Source organism: Mesorhizobium sp. M7A.F.Ca.ET.027.02.1.1, assembly GCF_004022985.1.
Taxonomy (GTDB): Bacteria; Pseudomonadota; Alphaproteobacteria; order Rhizobiales; family Rhizobiaceae; genus Mesorhizobium.
In genome coordinates this window covers 1-14,279 of the sequence record NZ_RZOL01000141.1, presented here as the reverse complement: position 1 = coordinate 14,279, position 14,279 = coordinate 1, and the positions used below count along the sequence as shown (strand labels likewise).

Below are 14,279 nucleotides of genomic sequence, written 5' to 3'. Positions count from 1 at the left end.
GATCATCATCAGGCCGCCGCCCCAGATCAACGTCACCAGCGGCTTCCACCACAAACGCACGACGACGGAACCGTCATTGCCCTCGTCGCCGAGCGAGATGTAGAGCTGCGAGAAACCAATCGTCCTGATGCCCGATTCCGTCGTCGTCATCTGCCGCACCGGATAAAACCGTTTGGCGGAGCTGATTTCGCCAACAGGGCTGCCGCTGACGCCGATCAGTTCGAAGCGGCCGAGATCCTCGCTGTAATTCGGTCCCTGGGCCGGATAAAGCCCGACGAAACGCAGCGTATGGCCGGACAGTTCGACGGTCTCACCGGCATGCATCGACAGGATCTTCTCGGTGCCGAAGCAAAGTGTGCCGACGATGCCGAGCGTGGTCAGGCCGAGGCCAAGGTGAGCGAAGGCAGTGCCGAAGACCGAGCGCGGCAGGCCGAGCAAGCGCCTGACCATGATCCCGGCGGCGACATTGCCGACCCCCGATTTGACGGCGAGATCGGTGAGCGCGCCAAGGATCAGCCAGACGGCAAGGCCAACGCCCAGGGCTGCGAACACCGAGGCGCCGTCGATGAACAAAGCGGTGACCAGCGTCGCCAGCAGCGCCGCTGCAAAGGCCACCATAAGCCGCTGCGCGACGGCGAAGACATCGCCGCGCTTCCAAGCCAGCAACGGCCCGAACGGAACCACGAGCAGCAACGGTACCATCAGCGGTCCGAAGGTGAGATTGAAGAACGGCGCGCCGACCGAGATCTTGTCGGCTGAAAAGGCTTCGACGGCGAGCGGATAGAGTGTGCCGACGAGGACGGTCGCCGTCGCCGTCGTCAGGAACAGATTGTTGAGGACCAGCGCCCCTTCTCGGGAAATCGGCTGGAACAGGCCGCCGGTCGTCAGCCGGGAAGCGCGCAGCGCAAACAGCGCCAGCGAGCCGCCGATAAACAGCGTCAGTATGCACAGGATAAACACGCCGCGCGTCGGATCGGTGGCAAAGGCGTGCACCGAGGTCAGCACGCCTGAACGCACGAGGAAGGTGCCGAGCAGCGACAGCGAAAAGGTCAGGATGGCGAGCAGCAGCGTCCAGATCTTCAGCGCCGAGCGCTTCTCCATGACGATGGCCGAATGCAGCAGCGCTGTGCCCGCCAGCCACGGCATGAAGGAGGCGTTCTCGACCGGATCCCAGAACCAGAAACCGCCCCAGCCAAGTTCATAGTAGGCCCAGTACGATCCCATGGCGATGCCGCCGGTCAGGAACATCCAGGCGACCAGCGTCCACGGCCGCACCCAGCGCGCCCAGGACGCGTCGATGCGGCCTTCGATGAGAGCGGCGACCGAGAAGGAAAAACAGATCGAGAAGCCGACATAGCCGAGATAGAGGAACGGCGGGTGTATGGCGAGGCCGAGATCCTGCAGGATCGGGTTGAGATCGCGGCCTTCGATCGGCGCCGGATTGAGCCGGATGAACGGATTGGACGTCGCCAGGATGAACAGGAAGAAGGCGGCGCCGATGGCGCCTTGCACCGCAAGCACATTGGCGCGCAGCGTCGCCGGCAGGTTGGAGCCGAAAGCGGCGACGAGCGCGCCGAAGAAGGTCAGGATCAACACCCAAAGCAGCATCGAGCCTTCATGATTGCCCCAGGTTCCGGTGATCTTGTAGATCAACGGCTGCAAGGAATGTGAGTTTTCCCACACGCTTGCCACCGAGAAATCGGAGCTTGCATAGGCACTCGCCAACGCTGCGAAAGACAGCGCCGTCAGGGCAAAGCCGGTCACCGCGACCGGACCGCCGACGGCCATGAGGCGCTGGTTGTTCAGGCGCGCGCCAAACAGCGGCACCACCGTCTGCACCAGCGAAAGCGCAAACGCCAGGACGAGGGCGAAATGTCCGGTTTCAACCATGCCCGTGATCCATTGTCGCTCTCCTGCCGGAGCTATTCACTCTTGTTCTCCTGCCAGACGCCCTTGGCCTTGAGGCCGTCCGCAACCTCCTTGGGCATGTAGCGCTCATCATGCTTGGCCAGCACGCTATCGGCAACAAAAACCCCGTCCGGGCCGAAAGTACCCTCGGTGATGACGCCCTGCTCTTCGCGGAAAAGGTCGGGCAGGATGCCGGTGTAGGTGACCTTGACCGATTTGTGCGTGTCGGTCACCGAAAAGCCGACCGTGGCCCCCTGCCCGCGCTGGATCGTGCCTTTTTCGACCAATCCACCCAACCGGATGCGCTGGCCAGGCTGGACACTGGCGGTGGTGAGATCGGCCGGCATGTAGAAAAAGGAGGCCTTCTGGCCAAGCGCGTAAAAAGTCAGCCCGGTCGCGGCACCCAGGAAGACCAGCCCGCCCGCGATCACCGACAATCGTTTCTGCTTGCGCGTCATGTCTTGTTCTACTCCGTCGCCGCAAGGCCAAGCGAAGCGGCAAAGGCGGTGAATTTCTTCGCCTGCTCACTGTCGGCTCCAAAGACGGCGATGGCGCGACCGAGCGCCTCACGCGCCTGATCGGCTTTGCCGAGCACGACATAGGAACGAACGAGCCGCATCCATCCTTCCGGATCACGCGGATTTTGCCGCAGTTTGTCGTCGAGGCCGGCGACCATCGTGTTGATCATGGTCTCCCGATCCTGCGGCGACATCGAGGATGCGGCGTCGAAATCGCCGGCATCGGGACCGTTGGTGGCGCCGGAAGCGACGTCGGAGCCTCCGGATTTGGCGAGCGCCTGCTCGACGGCACCGCGCCATGGCGAGTCCGGCGGCAATCTGCCCAGCATCGCCTGCCATGCCGTGGTCGCTTCCTTGGCGCGCCCCTCCTGCGCCAACGCCATGGCCAGGTAGAAACTCGCCTTCGCGTTGGCCGGATCGAGCTTCAGGGCTGCCTCGAAAGCATCCTGGGCATCGGCCGAGACAATGCCGCCTGCCGCGCTGGCGATCGCCTCGCCGAGACCGGCCTGGCGAACGGCGCTGTCGCCATCGAGCCGAATGGCGTTGCGATAGGCTCCCGCCGCGTCGGAAAAGCGCTGCATGCGCAGATAGACCGGTGCCAGCACGTCCCAGCCCCTGCCGTCAGTGGGATTGGCGGCCAGATGGGCTTCGGCCCGCGCCACCAGCTCGTCGACCGAACTGTCGGCGGGATTCTTGGCCAACCGCTCGCTGAGCGGTTGCGACGGCAGGTCAGGAGAGCCAAGCTGGACATAGAGCCCCCAACTGACCAGCGGCACCGCCAGCACGGCTACGGTTGCCACCAGCCTTGCCGTGATCGACGCTCGGCCAGGGTTTGCGCCGCCGGCGGTACCCGCATTGTCAAGGCGAAGGATGCGGCGAGCGATCTCGGCGCGGGCCTCGGCGGCTTCGGCCGGCTGGATCAAGCCACGCGCGGCGTCGCGGTCAAGCTCGGACAATTGGTCCCGATAGACTTCGAGATCATGTTCGCCGCTCGACGACCCGCCCTTGGCGCTGGCGGCCAGCGGCAGCAGCACCGCCAGGCTTGCACCCAGCGTGAGAATGGCGGCTATGACCCAGAACAGCATGGTTCTTCCAATACCGGCAGAGCTCTGCCGTGCCAACAGATGCATGCTGCGACGCTTTGACGACGCCAGCCGCCAATCGTCGGCAGACGGTCGTCAGGTCAGCGGCGTCCAGCTGCCATCGGCGTTGCGGCAAGCGGTTCCACGCGCCGTGACCCCGGCGCCGGCGGAAAACACCGTCTGCGTGTACTGGCGGCAGTCCTGCGAACCGACGCGGTACGGCTGGGCCGGAACCACCTCGCCGTAGCGCGAAGCCTGAGCGCCTTTCCACGTCACCTTCTGGCCGCTGGTCGTATATTCCAGCGCCTTGTATTCAGCCTCGAGCGCGCTGCGCTTCTCGGTCTCGCTGAGGCCGTTGCCGATCGTCCCGCTGATGAGGCCGCCGCCCATCGCCGAAATGATCGTCGTGGTCACCTTGCCGCTTGAAGGAGGTGTCGAGGCCGGTGTCACTGCTATGGCTGGACCCTTGCCGCTCAAGGTGGTGCAGCCGGAAACGGCCAGCAATGCGGAAACGAGAGCGACGCGAATCTTCATGCCAACAACCGATTTTCTTGAGTGGGAGCCTGCCATGGATGCGCCGGGGGCCGCGTCATCGGAGAAGTTGGCGTGGCCATAGTATTGATATTTGTCGGAAATTTGGCCGTTGGCAGCTGCGAGACCAATCGACATGCCGCCAATAACATCTCCCGTCCCTCTATGTCGATTGGCCCTGGTGAACATCACTGAAGGCTCCGCAATCGCACCACCGCCTTCAATCCGCCCATACCGGACCGTTCGAGCGCCAGAACGCCTCCATACTCGTTGACGAGGTCTGCGACAATGGCCAGCCCCAGACCTGTTCCGGGCTTTGTCTCGTCCAGACGCCGTCCTCGCTTCAGCGCCTCGCGCGCCTTGTCCTCGGGAATGCCCGGACCGTCATCCTCTATGCTGATCTCGAACAGGCCGGCCGGGTCGTCCTTGCCGGTCAAGGGCACGACCGAAACCTGCACCGCGCTCTTTGCCCATTTCATCGCGTTTTCAAGGAGATTGCCCAGCAATTCCTCAAGATCCTCGCGCTCGCCGGCGAAGACGATTTCGGCCGCCGGCAGCGACAGCGACAGATTTGTCTGCGGATTGAGCTTCTGCAGAACCCGCACCATGCGCTGCACCAGCGGCGTCACCGGCGTGCGGTAGACGACGCTGTCGCGCTGTGCCGCGACGCGGGCGCGCTGGAGATAGTGTTCGACCTGCTTCTGCATGGAAGCGGCCTGTTCGGCGATCAGCTGCCCCTTGGCGCCGCCGAGCGCGCGGCCCTCGTTGAGCAGTACCGCCAGCGGCGTCTTCAGCGAATGGGCGAGATTGCCGACCTGTGTTCGCGACCGCTCGACGATGCGCCTGTTGTTTTCGATCAACGCATTGGTTTCATTGGCAAGCGGTTCGATCTCGGCCGGGAAGCGGCCGTCGAGCCTCTGGGCGGTGCCTTCGCGCACCATGGCGAGCGCGTTCCTGACCCGGCGCAGCGGCTGCAGGCCGAGCAGGATGGCGATCGCGTTGATGGCGATCATGCCGACGCCGAACAGGCTGAGATAGGTCAGCAGGCGGCGCTGGAAGGTAGCGATTTCCTGTTCAAGTTCGCTCTGGTTGCCCATGACGCGGAAACGCGCGGCCCGGTTCTTGGCGTCGAGAACGAATTCGCTCTCGAAAACTTCGAGTTGTTCGCCGTCGATGCCTTCGGCTGCGTAGCTGCGCTGAAAACTGGCATTGAACGGCACCTCGGCAACGCTCGGTGATGGGATCGTCGTGGTCATCGACGACGAGTGGAGATCGCCATGCACGCCCTCCGAAGCGGGCTCGACCGACCAGTACCAGCCCGAATTCGGCTCCGAGAACCGAAGGTCGCCGAGGTCTGGCGCGCCAGTCAGCGCCCCGCTGTCGGAGATGCCGATCGAACCGATCAGGTTGAACAGATGCGCCGAAAGCAGGCTGTCGAAGCCGCGCTCGCTGGCCTGGCGGTATAGGGTGGTGATCAAGGTGAAGATGACAACGAGCGTCACGATCGCCCAGACCGTGGAAAAGGCGATAACGCGGAACGTCAGCGAACGCGGCCACGAACGCAGCGAAAGCGGCGTCCTTGCGGTTGGTTTGAGCGGTTCCGAGTTACGCCTCCGGCTCACGCATGCGGTAGCCCATGCCGCGCACGGTTTCGATCATGTCGATGCCCATCTTCTTGCGCAGCCGCCCGACAAACACCTCGATGGTGTTGGAATCGCGGTCGAAATCCTGATCGTAGAGATGCTCGACCAGTTCGGTCCGCGAGACCACTTCGCCCATATGGTGCATCAGATAGGCGAGCAGGCGGAATTCGTGCGACGTCAGTTTCAGCGGCACGCCGTCGACATCGGCCTTGGAGGCCTTGGTGTCGAGACGCAGCGGCCCGCAGATCAGTTCGGACGAGGCATGGCCGGCTGCTCGCCGGATCAGGGCTCGTAACCTCGCCAGCACCTCCTCGATGTGGAACGGCTTGGTGACGTAGTCATCGGCGCCGGCATCGATGCCGGAGACCTTGTCGCTCCAGCGGTCGCGCGCCGTCAGGATCAGCACCGGCATCTTGCGGCCGCCGCGCCGCCAGCGCTCGACCACACTTATGCCGTCCATCTGCGGCAGGCCGATATCGAGCACGACCGCGTCATAGGGCTCCGTGTCGCCAAGGAAATGCCCTTCCTCGCCGTCGAAGGCGCGGTCGACGACATAGCCGGCATCGACCAGCGCATCCGATATCTGCCGATTGAGATCCTTGTCATCTTCGACGACGAGTACGCGCATGCGGAGTTCGATACCTGTTGAAGAGCTTTGTCAGATTGAAGGGCTTTGTCAGATTGAAGACTGGGGCAGATATAGGCCGATTCCGGCGGTCTGGGAAACTGAAGGTCTATAAGTTGGAAAAATGGGTCAGTTCAGCGGAACGACGATCTCGGAACGGCGCGGACGTTGTCCGTCCTTGCCTGGAACGAGCACCACGATAACACAGACAGGCTGACCGCCGCGCGTCGATTGCGAGGCCTTGGCCAGCGTTCCGCCATTCTGCTCGGCCACCTGCTGGCCGATGGCGTAGCAATCGGACGCCGCCAGTACGATCGGACTGGCCAGGTTGGGCGGCGCGATGACCGGTATCGCCATCGCCCGCGACGCGAACAGCCCGGCAGCACAAAGCGCCAGTGTCGCAATTCGGAAGTGGGAGCGAAGCGTTTTCATGACCGGCGTTGTAACGCATCGGTGCTGAACGTGAAATGAACGGTGAACGCCGCTGAAAACATCCTCGCCACACCCCTGCAACGCGAGACAATCAACCTGGAATTTCACCGCCTCGAACAGGTGAAATCCCGCGAAAGTCCAGTCTAGACTCGGTTTTGACCATATTGAAAGCGCATCAGGCATTTTCCTGCGTTATCGCGCGAAAACGCAGCAGCCCGTGATGGACGAGCAGATCCTCGTCAGGGCGGGCTTCGGCGAATTCCAGCGACAGTCGTGTCTGGCCGCGAGGGCCAATCACCAATGCTGCGTCGGCAAGGCGCGCCTGGATGGCGGCCATGATGGCAAGCGTTTCGGCGTCGCCATGGGCTTTCGACCAGACATGCAGCGTAATCAACTGATCGTCGGTGTTCTCGGTGCTCGTATCCCAGTCAAAAGCGGAGGTCTGGCCGCAGGTCACGTACGGAAAAGCGGCATTGTCGGTTGGCCGTTCGAGCAGTCCGGCGCCGCCCAGCAAGGCCGACAGCGATGCATCGCTTTTCAGCCTGAGAAACAGTGCCTGCTGTAAATCGTCTGGCGCGGTCATCGTCTTTCCTCCAGTTCCTGCGCTGCCGATTATTGCTTTTCGGAAGCTGTCCGCGTTCTGCGTGTTCTGACAGATATAGCCATTCGACGCGCGGAGGCGATGGCGATTCGTCATCGGAATGATGGATGCCGATGATCTCGAAAGGGCGACTTTGCCAACACCATCGTCCGCGGGCACCGCGCCGCGAACATGGACTCTCGATTCCTGGTTACATATTCTCGCTACAGGGTCGCATGACGATCCACGAAGCAATTTCGGAAGCTGATGATGCTCGATGCAGAAAAGACCAGGGCTGCCTCGCGGTTGTTGGTAGGCCACTGGGACCAGGGCACCCGTCTCGGCGCCATACCTGAGGCGTTGCGCCCACAAACACGGCTCGAAGGTTACGCCATCCAGTCGCATGTCCTGGATCGCTTGGCGGCCTCGCTTTTCGGCTGGAAGATTGCCGCGACCAGTCTGGCCGGACAAAGGCACATCAATGTCGACGGCCCGATGGCCGGACGTCTCCTGGCCGAAAAAGCGGTGGAGGTCGGCGGGACCGTTTCCCTGGCGACGAGCAAGATGCGCGTGGCCGAGATCGAGTTCGCTTTCCGATTCGGACGCGAACTGCCGCCTCGTCCGGCACCCTATGAAATCGCTGAAGTGATGAAAGCCGTGGCGACCTTGCACCCGGCGATCGAAATTCCGGACTCACGCTATGACGATTTCTGCGCCGTCGGGGCGCCGCAGCTCATTGCGGACAATGCCTGCGCCAATCTGTTTGTCATCGGCGAGGCGGCGGAAGACGACTGGCGCGGCGTGGATCTTGCAAAACACCCCGTGGTCGCGTCCGTTTCCGAAAGGTCGCAACATAGCGGATCGGGAGCGGCCGTGTTGGGCGACCCTCGCATCGCGCTCACCTGGCTCGTCAACGAGCTGTCGGGCCTGGGCATAGCGCTCCAACCGGGACAGGTGGTGATTACAGGCACCTGCGTGACGCCGATAAGCGTCGAGGCAGGCGACGAAGTCACCGGCGATCTCGGCCGGTTTGGCCGCGTCTCTGTGCGGTTTGTCTAGGCTCCGCGCTGCCTGGCCACGAAACTGCGCACCGCCAGCACCAGCACGGTGATGATGATCAGGATCACCGAGAGCGCGGCGATCGCCGGGTCGATGTTGTCGCGCAGGCCCATCCACATCAGCCTCGGCAGGGTGATGGCGTTGACCGAGGTGATGAACAGGGTGACGCCGATTTCTTCCCACGACAGCACGAAGGAGAGCAGTGCCGCTGTGATGATGCCGAACTTGATGTTGGGCATGATGATGCGGGTGGCGCGCTCCCACACAGTGGCCCCTAAGCCCCGCGCGGCAAGGTCGATGCGCCGGTCGAGCTGGCTGAGCGAGACCAGCATCAGCACGGTGGCGAAGGGCACCGTCATCACCGAATGCGCCATGGCGACGCCGAGCCATGTGTCATAGCCGAAGAACGTGCTGATGCCCGAGATCGAGGTCAGCAGGAAGTAGAGCGTGATCGCCGAGACCACCGGCGGCACCACCATCGGCAGTAGCACGAAGCCGACCAGGGCCGCGGTGAAGCGGGGCTGGAACATCCAGACGCCGAGGCTGAAGCACAGCGCGAGCACGGTTGAAAAGGCGCTGCTGACGACACCGATGCGGATCGAGAGCAGGATCGATTGGAGCCAGCGCGGGTCCTCGACCAGCGCCCGGTAGTGGCGCAGCGACAGTTCGCCCGACGGCATCGCCAGCATGCGGCTCGGCGTCAGCGACACCGGTATGACCGCGAGCAGCGGCATCAGCAGGAACAGCGCCACGAAGGCGGCGATGATCAGCGAAACGGGACCGGGGCGGTAGGTCGGCATCAGATCAACTGCTTCGGTCTGACATATCGGAACAAAAGCGTCATCAGCGCGCCGACGAACAGCACCAGCACGACGCTGATCGCCGCACCCAGGCCCCAGTCCGGGCTCTGGAAGATCCTGAGATAGATCAGCTCGGCGATCATGACGCTGCGGCCGCCACCGAGGATCGCCGGCGTGACGAAGAAGCCGAGCGAAAAGACGAACACGATCATCGCCGCGCCGAGGATGCCGGAGCGCGTCATCGGCACGAACACCGTCCAGAAGGTGCGCATGCGGCTGGAGCCGAGCCCGCGCGCGGCCAGGAGCACGCGGTCGTCGAGACTGCGCATGGCCGATGCCAGCGGGAAGACGGCGAAAGGAATGAGGAAATGCGTCATGCCGACGATGACGCCGAATTCGTTGCGCACCAGCGCCAGCGGTTCGGAAATGAAGCCGATCGCCTGCAGCCAGCTGTTGATCAGGCCGCGATTGGAGAGCAGCGCCACCCAGCCGAAAGCACGGGTCAGCACGGAAATCCAGAAGGGAACGAGAATGCAGAACTCGGCGATCAGGCGCTGTGCCGGGGTTCCACGCACCCAGACGACGGTGATGGCGTAGGCAGCGGCCACCGAAACGACGGTGACGACCGCCGCGATGCGCAGCGTGCGGATGAACACCGACTGCACGAGATCGTCGGTGAGCAGCGCCTCATACTGGCCGAGGCCGGGCGTCGGCAGTGTAAAGCTCCATTTGACGACGCCGAGGAATGGCCAGGCATAGGCCAGGACAAGAAACAGGAGCAGCGGCGCCATCAACAGCGCCGCGCCCATCCTGTCGGAGAGATAGGATCTCATTTCGACCCGATTACCCCTGCCCTGATCAGGCCGAGATGATCTTGGTGTATTCGTCGAGCGCCGGCCCGTAGTTCTTGGCGTACCAGTCCATGTCGAGCGCGATCTGCTTCTTCATGTTCTCGGGATCGACCGGGTTGATGCGCTTCTTGTCGGCAGGGATCAGCGCGTCTGCCGCCGGGTTTGCAGGACCTTGGCCGAGCTTGTCGAACATGACCAGCTGCTTTTCAGGGTCCTGGGCACTGGCGATGAACTTCATCGCAGCGTCCTTGCCGCCGGGATTGTTCTTGAGCACGGCCAGCGCGCCGGGCGAGATCAGGCCCTGGTCCCAGATAAACTTGATCTTGCCGCCGGAATCCTGCTCGATCAGTGAAGCACGGGTCGACCAGACGATCGCCATCGAGGCCTCGCCATTGAGCAGCACGCTCTGGCTTTCGGCGCCGCCGCCCCAATAGGCAACGACATTTTCCTTGAAGGCGGCGATCTTGTCATGGGCGCGCTTGAGGTCGAGCGGGTAGAGCGACGCCGGCGCGATGCCGTCGGCCAGAAGTGCTGCTTCCCAGCTCGATACGCCCCATTTGTAGAGCGAGCGCTTGCCGGGGAATTTCTTCACATCGAAGAAATCGGCCATGCCGGTCGGCGCGTCCTTGCCGTACTTCTCGGAATCATAGGCGATGACATAGGAGAAGAAATAGGTCGAGGCGGCGTATTCCCAACCAAAGCCGGGCCGCATCTTCTTCTTGTCGACGATGTTGTAATCGATCGGCTCGAGAGCCCCTTGGGCGCCGAGCGTGATGGCTGAGAACGGGTCTACGTCGACGAGATCCCAGGTCGGCGCGCCGCTCTTGAACTGCGCGGCGATGGCGCCTTCGGTCGGACCCGAACCGTCCATCTTGACGGTGATGCCGGTGTCCTTGGTGAAGGCCTGGCCATAGGCGGCATCGTAGGCGGTGATGGCATCGCCACCCCAGTTGACCAGCACAAGTTCCTTGGCCTGCGCAAAGGCACCTGTCGAGCGCAGCAGCATCGGCGTGCCGGCCAGCACGAGTGCCGCCAGCTGCGTGAACTGCCGGCGCGAGATCTCGCCGCGGCCTGCCCTGGCGGACAGGCTCTCGATGGCTTGTTTCTTGGTATCATGTGTCATGTCAGTTCCCCTTTTTTGTTGTTGATAGTGCCCGAAAGCGGTGCTGCGATGTTTCGCTCCACCGTTTGTCATTGTCCTCCATGCGGAAGGAGGAAACCCTTTTCCGCCGGCCAGGTGAGCCAGACGGAGTTGCCCTTGCTCAGCGCCGCGGCAGCCACCTCGTTGGGCACCGAGACCGTGACCTTGGCGCCTTGCCGCGTCGTCAGGTCGAGCCGCGTTGCAGCACCCAGATAGGTGGAGTTGGTGGCGGTAGCGGCGATCCCATTCTCACCATCTGCCGCCTCGCTCGATATCGACATGTATTCGGGCCGGATCGCCAGGATGGCATCGCCGCGCACGAGTTCGGCCTTGCAGCCCATGCTGACCGCGCGGTCTTCGCACAGGCCAGTCGAGCCATTGCCGGCGGGCTTGACCCCCTTTAGCGGCAGCATGTTGATCTCTCCGAGGAACTCGGCGACGAAGCGGTTGTCCGGCCGGTCGTAGACCTCGTCGGGCGGTCCAACCTGCAGCAATTTGCCGTGATTGAAGATGGCGACGCGCGACGACAGCGCCAGTGCCTCGCTCTGGTCGTGGGTGACGAAGACGAAGGTGGTCCCGGTCTCCTGGTGCAGCCGCTTCATCTCGGCCTGCATCTGTCCGCGCAGGCCCTTGTCGAGCGCGGAAAACGGTTCGTCGAGCAACAGCACGCCCGGTTCGAACACCAGCGCGCGGGCCAGCGCCACACGCTGCTGCTGACCGCCTGACAATTGCGCCGGCAGTTTTTTCTCGTGGCCCTTGAGGCCGACGCGCTCGATCATCTCGCCGACACGGCGCTTGATGTCGGCGGCCGATTTCTTGCGCACCTTGAGTGGGAAGGCGATGTTGGCTTCGACGCTCATATGCGGGAACAGCGCGTAGCCCTGGAACACCATGCCGGCGGCACGTTGCTCGGCCGGCCGGTCGGTGATGTCGACGCCGTCGCTGAACAGCTTGCCTTCGGTCGGCTGCACGAAGCCGGCAAGGATCATCAGGAAGGTGGTCTTGCCCGAACCGGACGGCCCGAGCAGGGTCAGGAACTCGCCACGGCCGATATCGAGCGACAGATTGTCCAGCGCACGGAACGAGCCGAAGCTCTTGCCGATCCCGATTGCCTTGATCTCTGCGGCACGGCCGGGTTGCTGCATACTGCCCTTTCCCTAACGCTTGTCGAAATCGTAGGCAGGGTGCCGGCTCACCGCAACCGAATAGTTTTCGCGTGATCGGCAAATTTCATTCATCTATGGCGAGATGTCGCCAACTGCCCTCAATACGGCAGAATGCGGTTCTCCTGGAGTTTCGACCGCAGCCATCCTGCGAACGCTTCCAGAACCGGATGCGAAGCCTTGGCGTGTTCGGAGACCAGGAAATAGGAGCGCGGCGACTTGATCGCGATGTCGAACGGCCTGACCAGCCGGCCCTCGCTCAGCGCCCGCCGGCTGGTCAGTTCGTCGCCCATGGCGATGCCCTGGCCGGCAATCGCCGCCGAAAAGACGAGGTTCATGTCCGAAAAGAAGATGCCGCCCTCAATGTCGGGGTTTTCCACCTTGGACAGCGCCAGCCAGCGTGCCCAATCCTCGGTGTCATCGAGATGCAGCAGGTTGGCGCGCAGCACGTCCGACGGCCGGGAAAAACCGCCGACCTTGTTGAGCAGCGTCGGGCTGCAGAGCGGCGTGAACGAGATTTCGCAGAGCGGCTCGACCGCCCGGTTCGGCCAATTGCCGACACCAAACGCAATGAAGGCATCGGCATCGGCATTGCTGACATCGTCGAGCCGGCGCGGCGTCAGGATGCGCAGCGCCACGTCAGGATACATCTGCCGGAACTCGCCGATATGGGTGCACAAGAACAGCGAGGCGAAGCCGGGCGTGCAACTGACGGCGAACGAGCCGCCGACTCCGGTGCCGGCATCGCGCGTCACCGCGTCGCCCAGAACGGTGAGCGCCTTGCGCACATCGCTGGCGTAGCGCTGGCCGCGCGGCGTCAGCGCCACGCCCTTGCCGATGCGTTCGAGCAGGTCGAAGCCGAGGTCGCGCTCCAGCAGGCGAAGCTGATGGCTAACAGCGCTGCGGGTCAGGTGCAACTCGTCGGCGGCGCGCCAGACGCTGCCGTGCCGGGCGAAGCTGTCGAGCGCACGCAGCGCTTGTGTCGATGGTATACGCAAGGAACCTCAGGTGAACCGAATTTGCACGAACCGGGAAAACATATCACTTTTTAGCGACCCGCTTCACTGCTTTCTTCTCATGCCATGGAGAAACCGGTGGCCACCTCGGCGCAAGCAACCGCCCTTGCCTGTCTCGACGGCATCCAGCCGTTGTTGTCCGCGTGGACACGCACCATCTTCGATTACGGCGAGACCGCGTGGCGGGAGTATCAATCAGCCGCCTGGTATGTCGAGCGGCTGAAACTCGAAGGCTTTTCCGTCGAAGAAGGCTCCGCCGGCATGCCGACCGCCTTCTGCGCGCATTGGACCAACGGCCCCGGCCCGACCATCGGCATGTACGCCGAATACGACGCGGTGCCGGGCAATTGCCAGGATGCCGCTACGGTCGAGCGTCCGCGCCGGGGACTTGGCAACCAGGCCGGCGGCCACACCGACCCGCATTCCGGCCTCGGGATTTCGAGCCTCGGCGGGCTGCTGGCGACCAAGGCGGCGATGCAGCGCCATGGCATATCAGGCACGCTGCGCTTCACCGGCGAGCCGGCGGAAAAGGTGCGCGGGTCAAAGCCGATCCATGCCGCCAAGGGCTATTATGACGGCCTTGCCGGCATGATCTCCTTTCACCCGTTCTACATGCTGCCGCTCTGCAACACGGCGCGCTGGGACACACATTGCGGCGCGGCCTACGCGATGATCTATCGCTTCATCTGCGACCAACCGGAGCGCTGGGCGCTGGCTGCGGGTGCTGCACCCATTCCGCAAGCACATTCGGCGGCGCGCGCCCCCGGCGCCAACGACGCATTGATGATGATGTACATGGCCTCCAAGGCTCTGCGCGATTCCATGCTGCCGCACCAGGGCGGCTGGTCGATCAGCGAGGCGATCCTGACGGCGGGGCAAGCGACCGCCGACAATTTGCCGGCGGGACTTGCCGAGATCCAGTACATGATC

Annotated in this window: 14 protein-coding genes and 1 pseudogene; 2 read left to right on the top strand and 13 right to left on the bottom strand. The window is 63.3% G+C overall.

Going from position 1 to position 14,279, the window contains the following annotated elements; all coding sequences use genetic code 11:
• The 8 genes from EN749_RS17025 to EN749_RS16990 form a co-directional block, all read right to left on the bottom strand.
• A partial coding sequence (locus EN749_RS17025; RefSeq protein ID WP_145990931.1) for a heme lyase CcmF/NrfE family subunit occupies positions 1-1,890 on the bottom strand: 1,890 nt, incomplete at its 3' end.
• A gap of 32 nt (positions 1,891-1,922) precedes the next feature.
• Positions 1,923-2,366 carry a cytochrome c maturation protein CcmE gene (ccmE, locus tag EN749_RS17020; RefSeq protein ID WP_127321624.1) on the bottom strand — a complete coding sequence of 148 codons (444 nt, stop codon included), beginning with the start codon at positions 2,364-2,366 and terminating at the stop codon, positions 1,923-1,925.
• 8 nt (positions 2,367-2,374) lie between these two features.
• Positions 2,375-3,511, bottom strand: a complete 1,137-nt coding sequence (gene ccmI / locus EN749_RS17015) for a c-type cytochrome biogenesis protein CcmI (RefSeq protein WP_127396031.1) — start codon at positions 3,509-3,511, stop codon at positions 2,375-2,377.
• 93 nt (positions 3,512-3,604) lie between these two features.
• Positions 3,605-4,042 (bottom strand): hypothetical protein, encoded by a 438-nt coding sequence (locus EN749_RS17010; protein ID WP_127269161.1) that lies wholly within the window; start codon positions 4,040-4,042, stop codon positions 3,605-3,607.
• A gap of 185 nt (positions 4,043-4,227) precedes the next feature.
• Complete coding sequence (locus EN749_RS17005) at positions 4,228-5,661, bottom strand: ATP-binding protein (protein ID WP_127396032.1); 1,434 nt, start codon at positions 5,659-5,661, stop codon at positions 4,228-4,230.
• Positions 5,645-6,310 carry a response regulator transcription factor gene (locus tag EN749_RS17000; protein WP_128363579.1) on the bottom strand — a complete coding sequence of 222 codons (666 nt, stop codon included), beginning with the start codon at positions 6,308-6,310 and terminating at the stop codon, positions 5,645-5,647. The genes EN749_RS17005 and EN749_RS17000 overlap by 17 nt, the downstream gene beginning before the upstream one ends.
• Positions 6,311-6,436: 126 nt before the next feature.
• Positions 6,437-6,739 (bottom strand): hypothetical protein, encoded by a 303-nt coding sequence (locus tag EN749_RS39585; protein WP_128363580.1) that lies wholly within the window; start codon positions 6,737-6,739, stop codon positions 6,437-6,439.
• Between the two features lie 175 nt (positions 6,740-6,914).
• Positions 6,915-7,322 carry a DUF3168 domain-containing protein gene (locus tag EN749_RS16990; RefSeq protein ID WP_127396035.1) on the bottom strand — a complete coding sequence of 136 codons (408 nt, stop codon included), beginning with the start codon at positions 7,320-7,322 and terminating at the stop codon, positions 6,915-6,917.
• A 267-nt stretch (positions 7,323-7,589) separates the two neighbouring features.
• Here EN749_RS16990 and EN749_RS16985 point away from each other — a divergent pair, with 267 nt between their 5' ends.
• Positions 7,590-8,378: a fumarylacetoacetate hydrolase family protein gene (locus EN749_RS16985; protein ID WP_127396038.1), complete on the top strand. Its 789-nt coding sequence runs from the start codon at positions 7,590-7,592 to the stop codon at positions 8,376-8,378.
• Here EN749_RS16985 and EN749_RS16980 read toward each other — a convergent pair.
• The 5 genes from EN749_RS16980 to EN749_RS16960 all read right to left on the bottom strand — a co-directional run bounded on the left by EN749_RS16980 (position 8,375) and on the right by EN749_RS16960 (position 13,331).
• Positions 8,375-9,178 (bottom strand): ABC transporter permease, encoded by an 804-nt coding sequence (locus EN749_RS16980; RefSeq protein WP_128363578.1) that lies wholly within the window; start codon positions 9,176-9,178, stop codon positions 8,375-8,377. The genes EN749_RS16985 and EN749_RS16980 overlap by 4 nt on opposite strands.
• The gene (locus EN749_RS16975) at positions 9,178-10,011 is read right to left on the bottom strand and encodes an ABC transporter permease (protein ID WP_128363577.1); all 834 of its coding nucleotides are present in this window, start codon (positions 10,009-10,011) and stop codon (positions 9,178-9,180) included. Before EN749_RS16975 ends, EN749_RS16980 begins: the two co-directional genes overlap by 1 nt.
• A 25-nt stretch (positions 10,012-10,036) precedes the next feature.
• Positions 10,037-11,152 carry an ABC transporter substrate-binding protein gene (locus tag EN749_RS16970; RefSeq protein ID WP_128363576.1) on the bottom strand — a complete coding sequence of 372 codons (1,116 nt, stop codon included), beginning with the start codon at positions 11,150-11,152 and terminating at the stop codon, positions 10,037-10,039.
• A gap of 68 nt (positions 11,153-11,220) precedes the next feature.
• Entirely contained in the window at positions 11,221-12,315 is a 1,095-nt protein-coding gene (locus tag EN749_RS16965) for an ABC transporter ATP-binding protein (RefSeq protein WP_128363575.1), read from the bottom strand.
• A gap of 119 nt (positions 12,316-12,434) precedes the next feature.
• Positions 12,435-13,331, bottom strand: coding sequence for a LysR substrate-binding domain-containing protein (locus EN749_RS16960; RefSeq protein ID WP_013532647.1), 897 nt, complete (start codon positions 13,329-13,331; stop codon positions 12,435-12,437).
• Between the two features lie 84 nt (positions 13,332-13,415).
• Here EN749_RS16960 and EN749_RS16955 point away from each other — a divergent pair.
• Positions 13,416-14,279, top strand: a pseudogene (locus EN749_RS16955) (amidohydrolase); the annotation flags it as partial.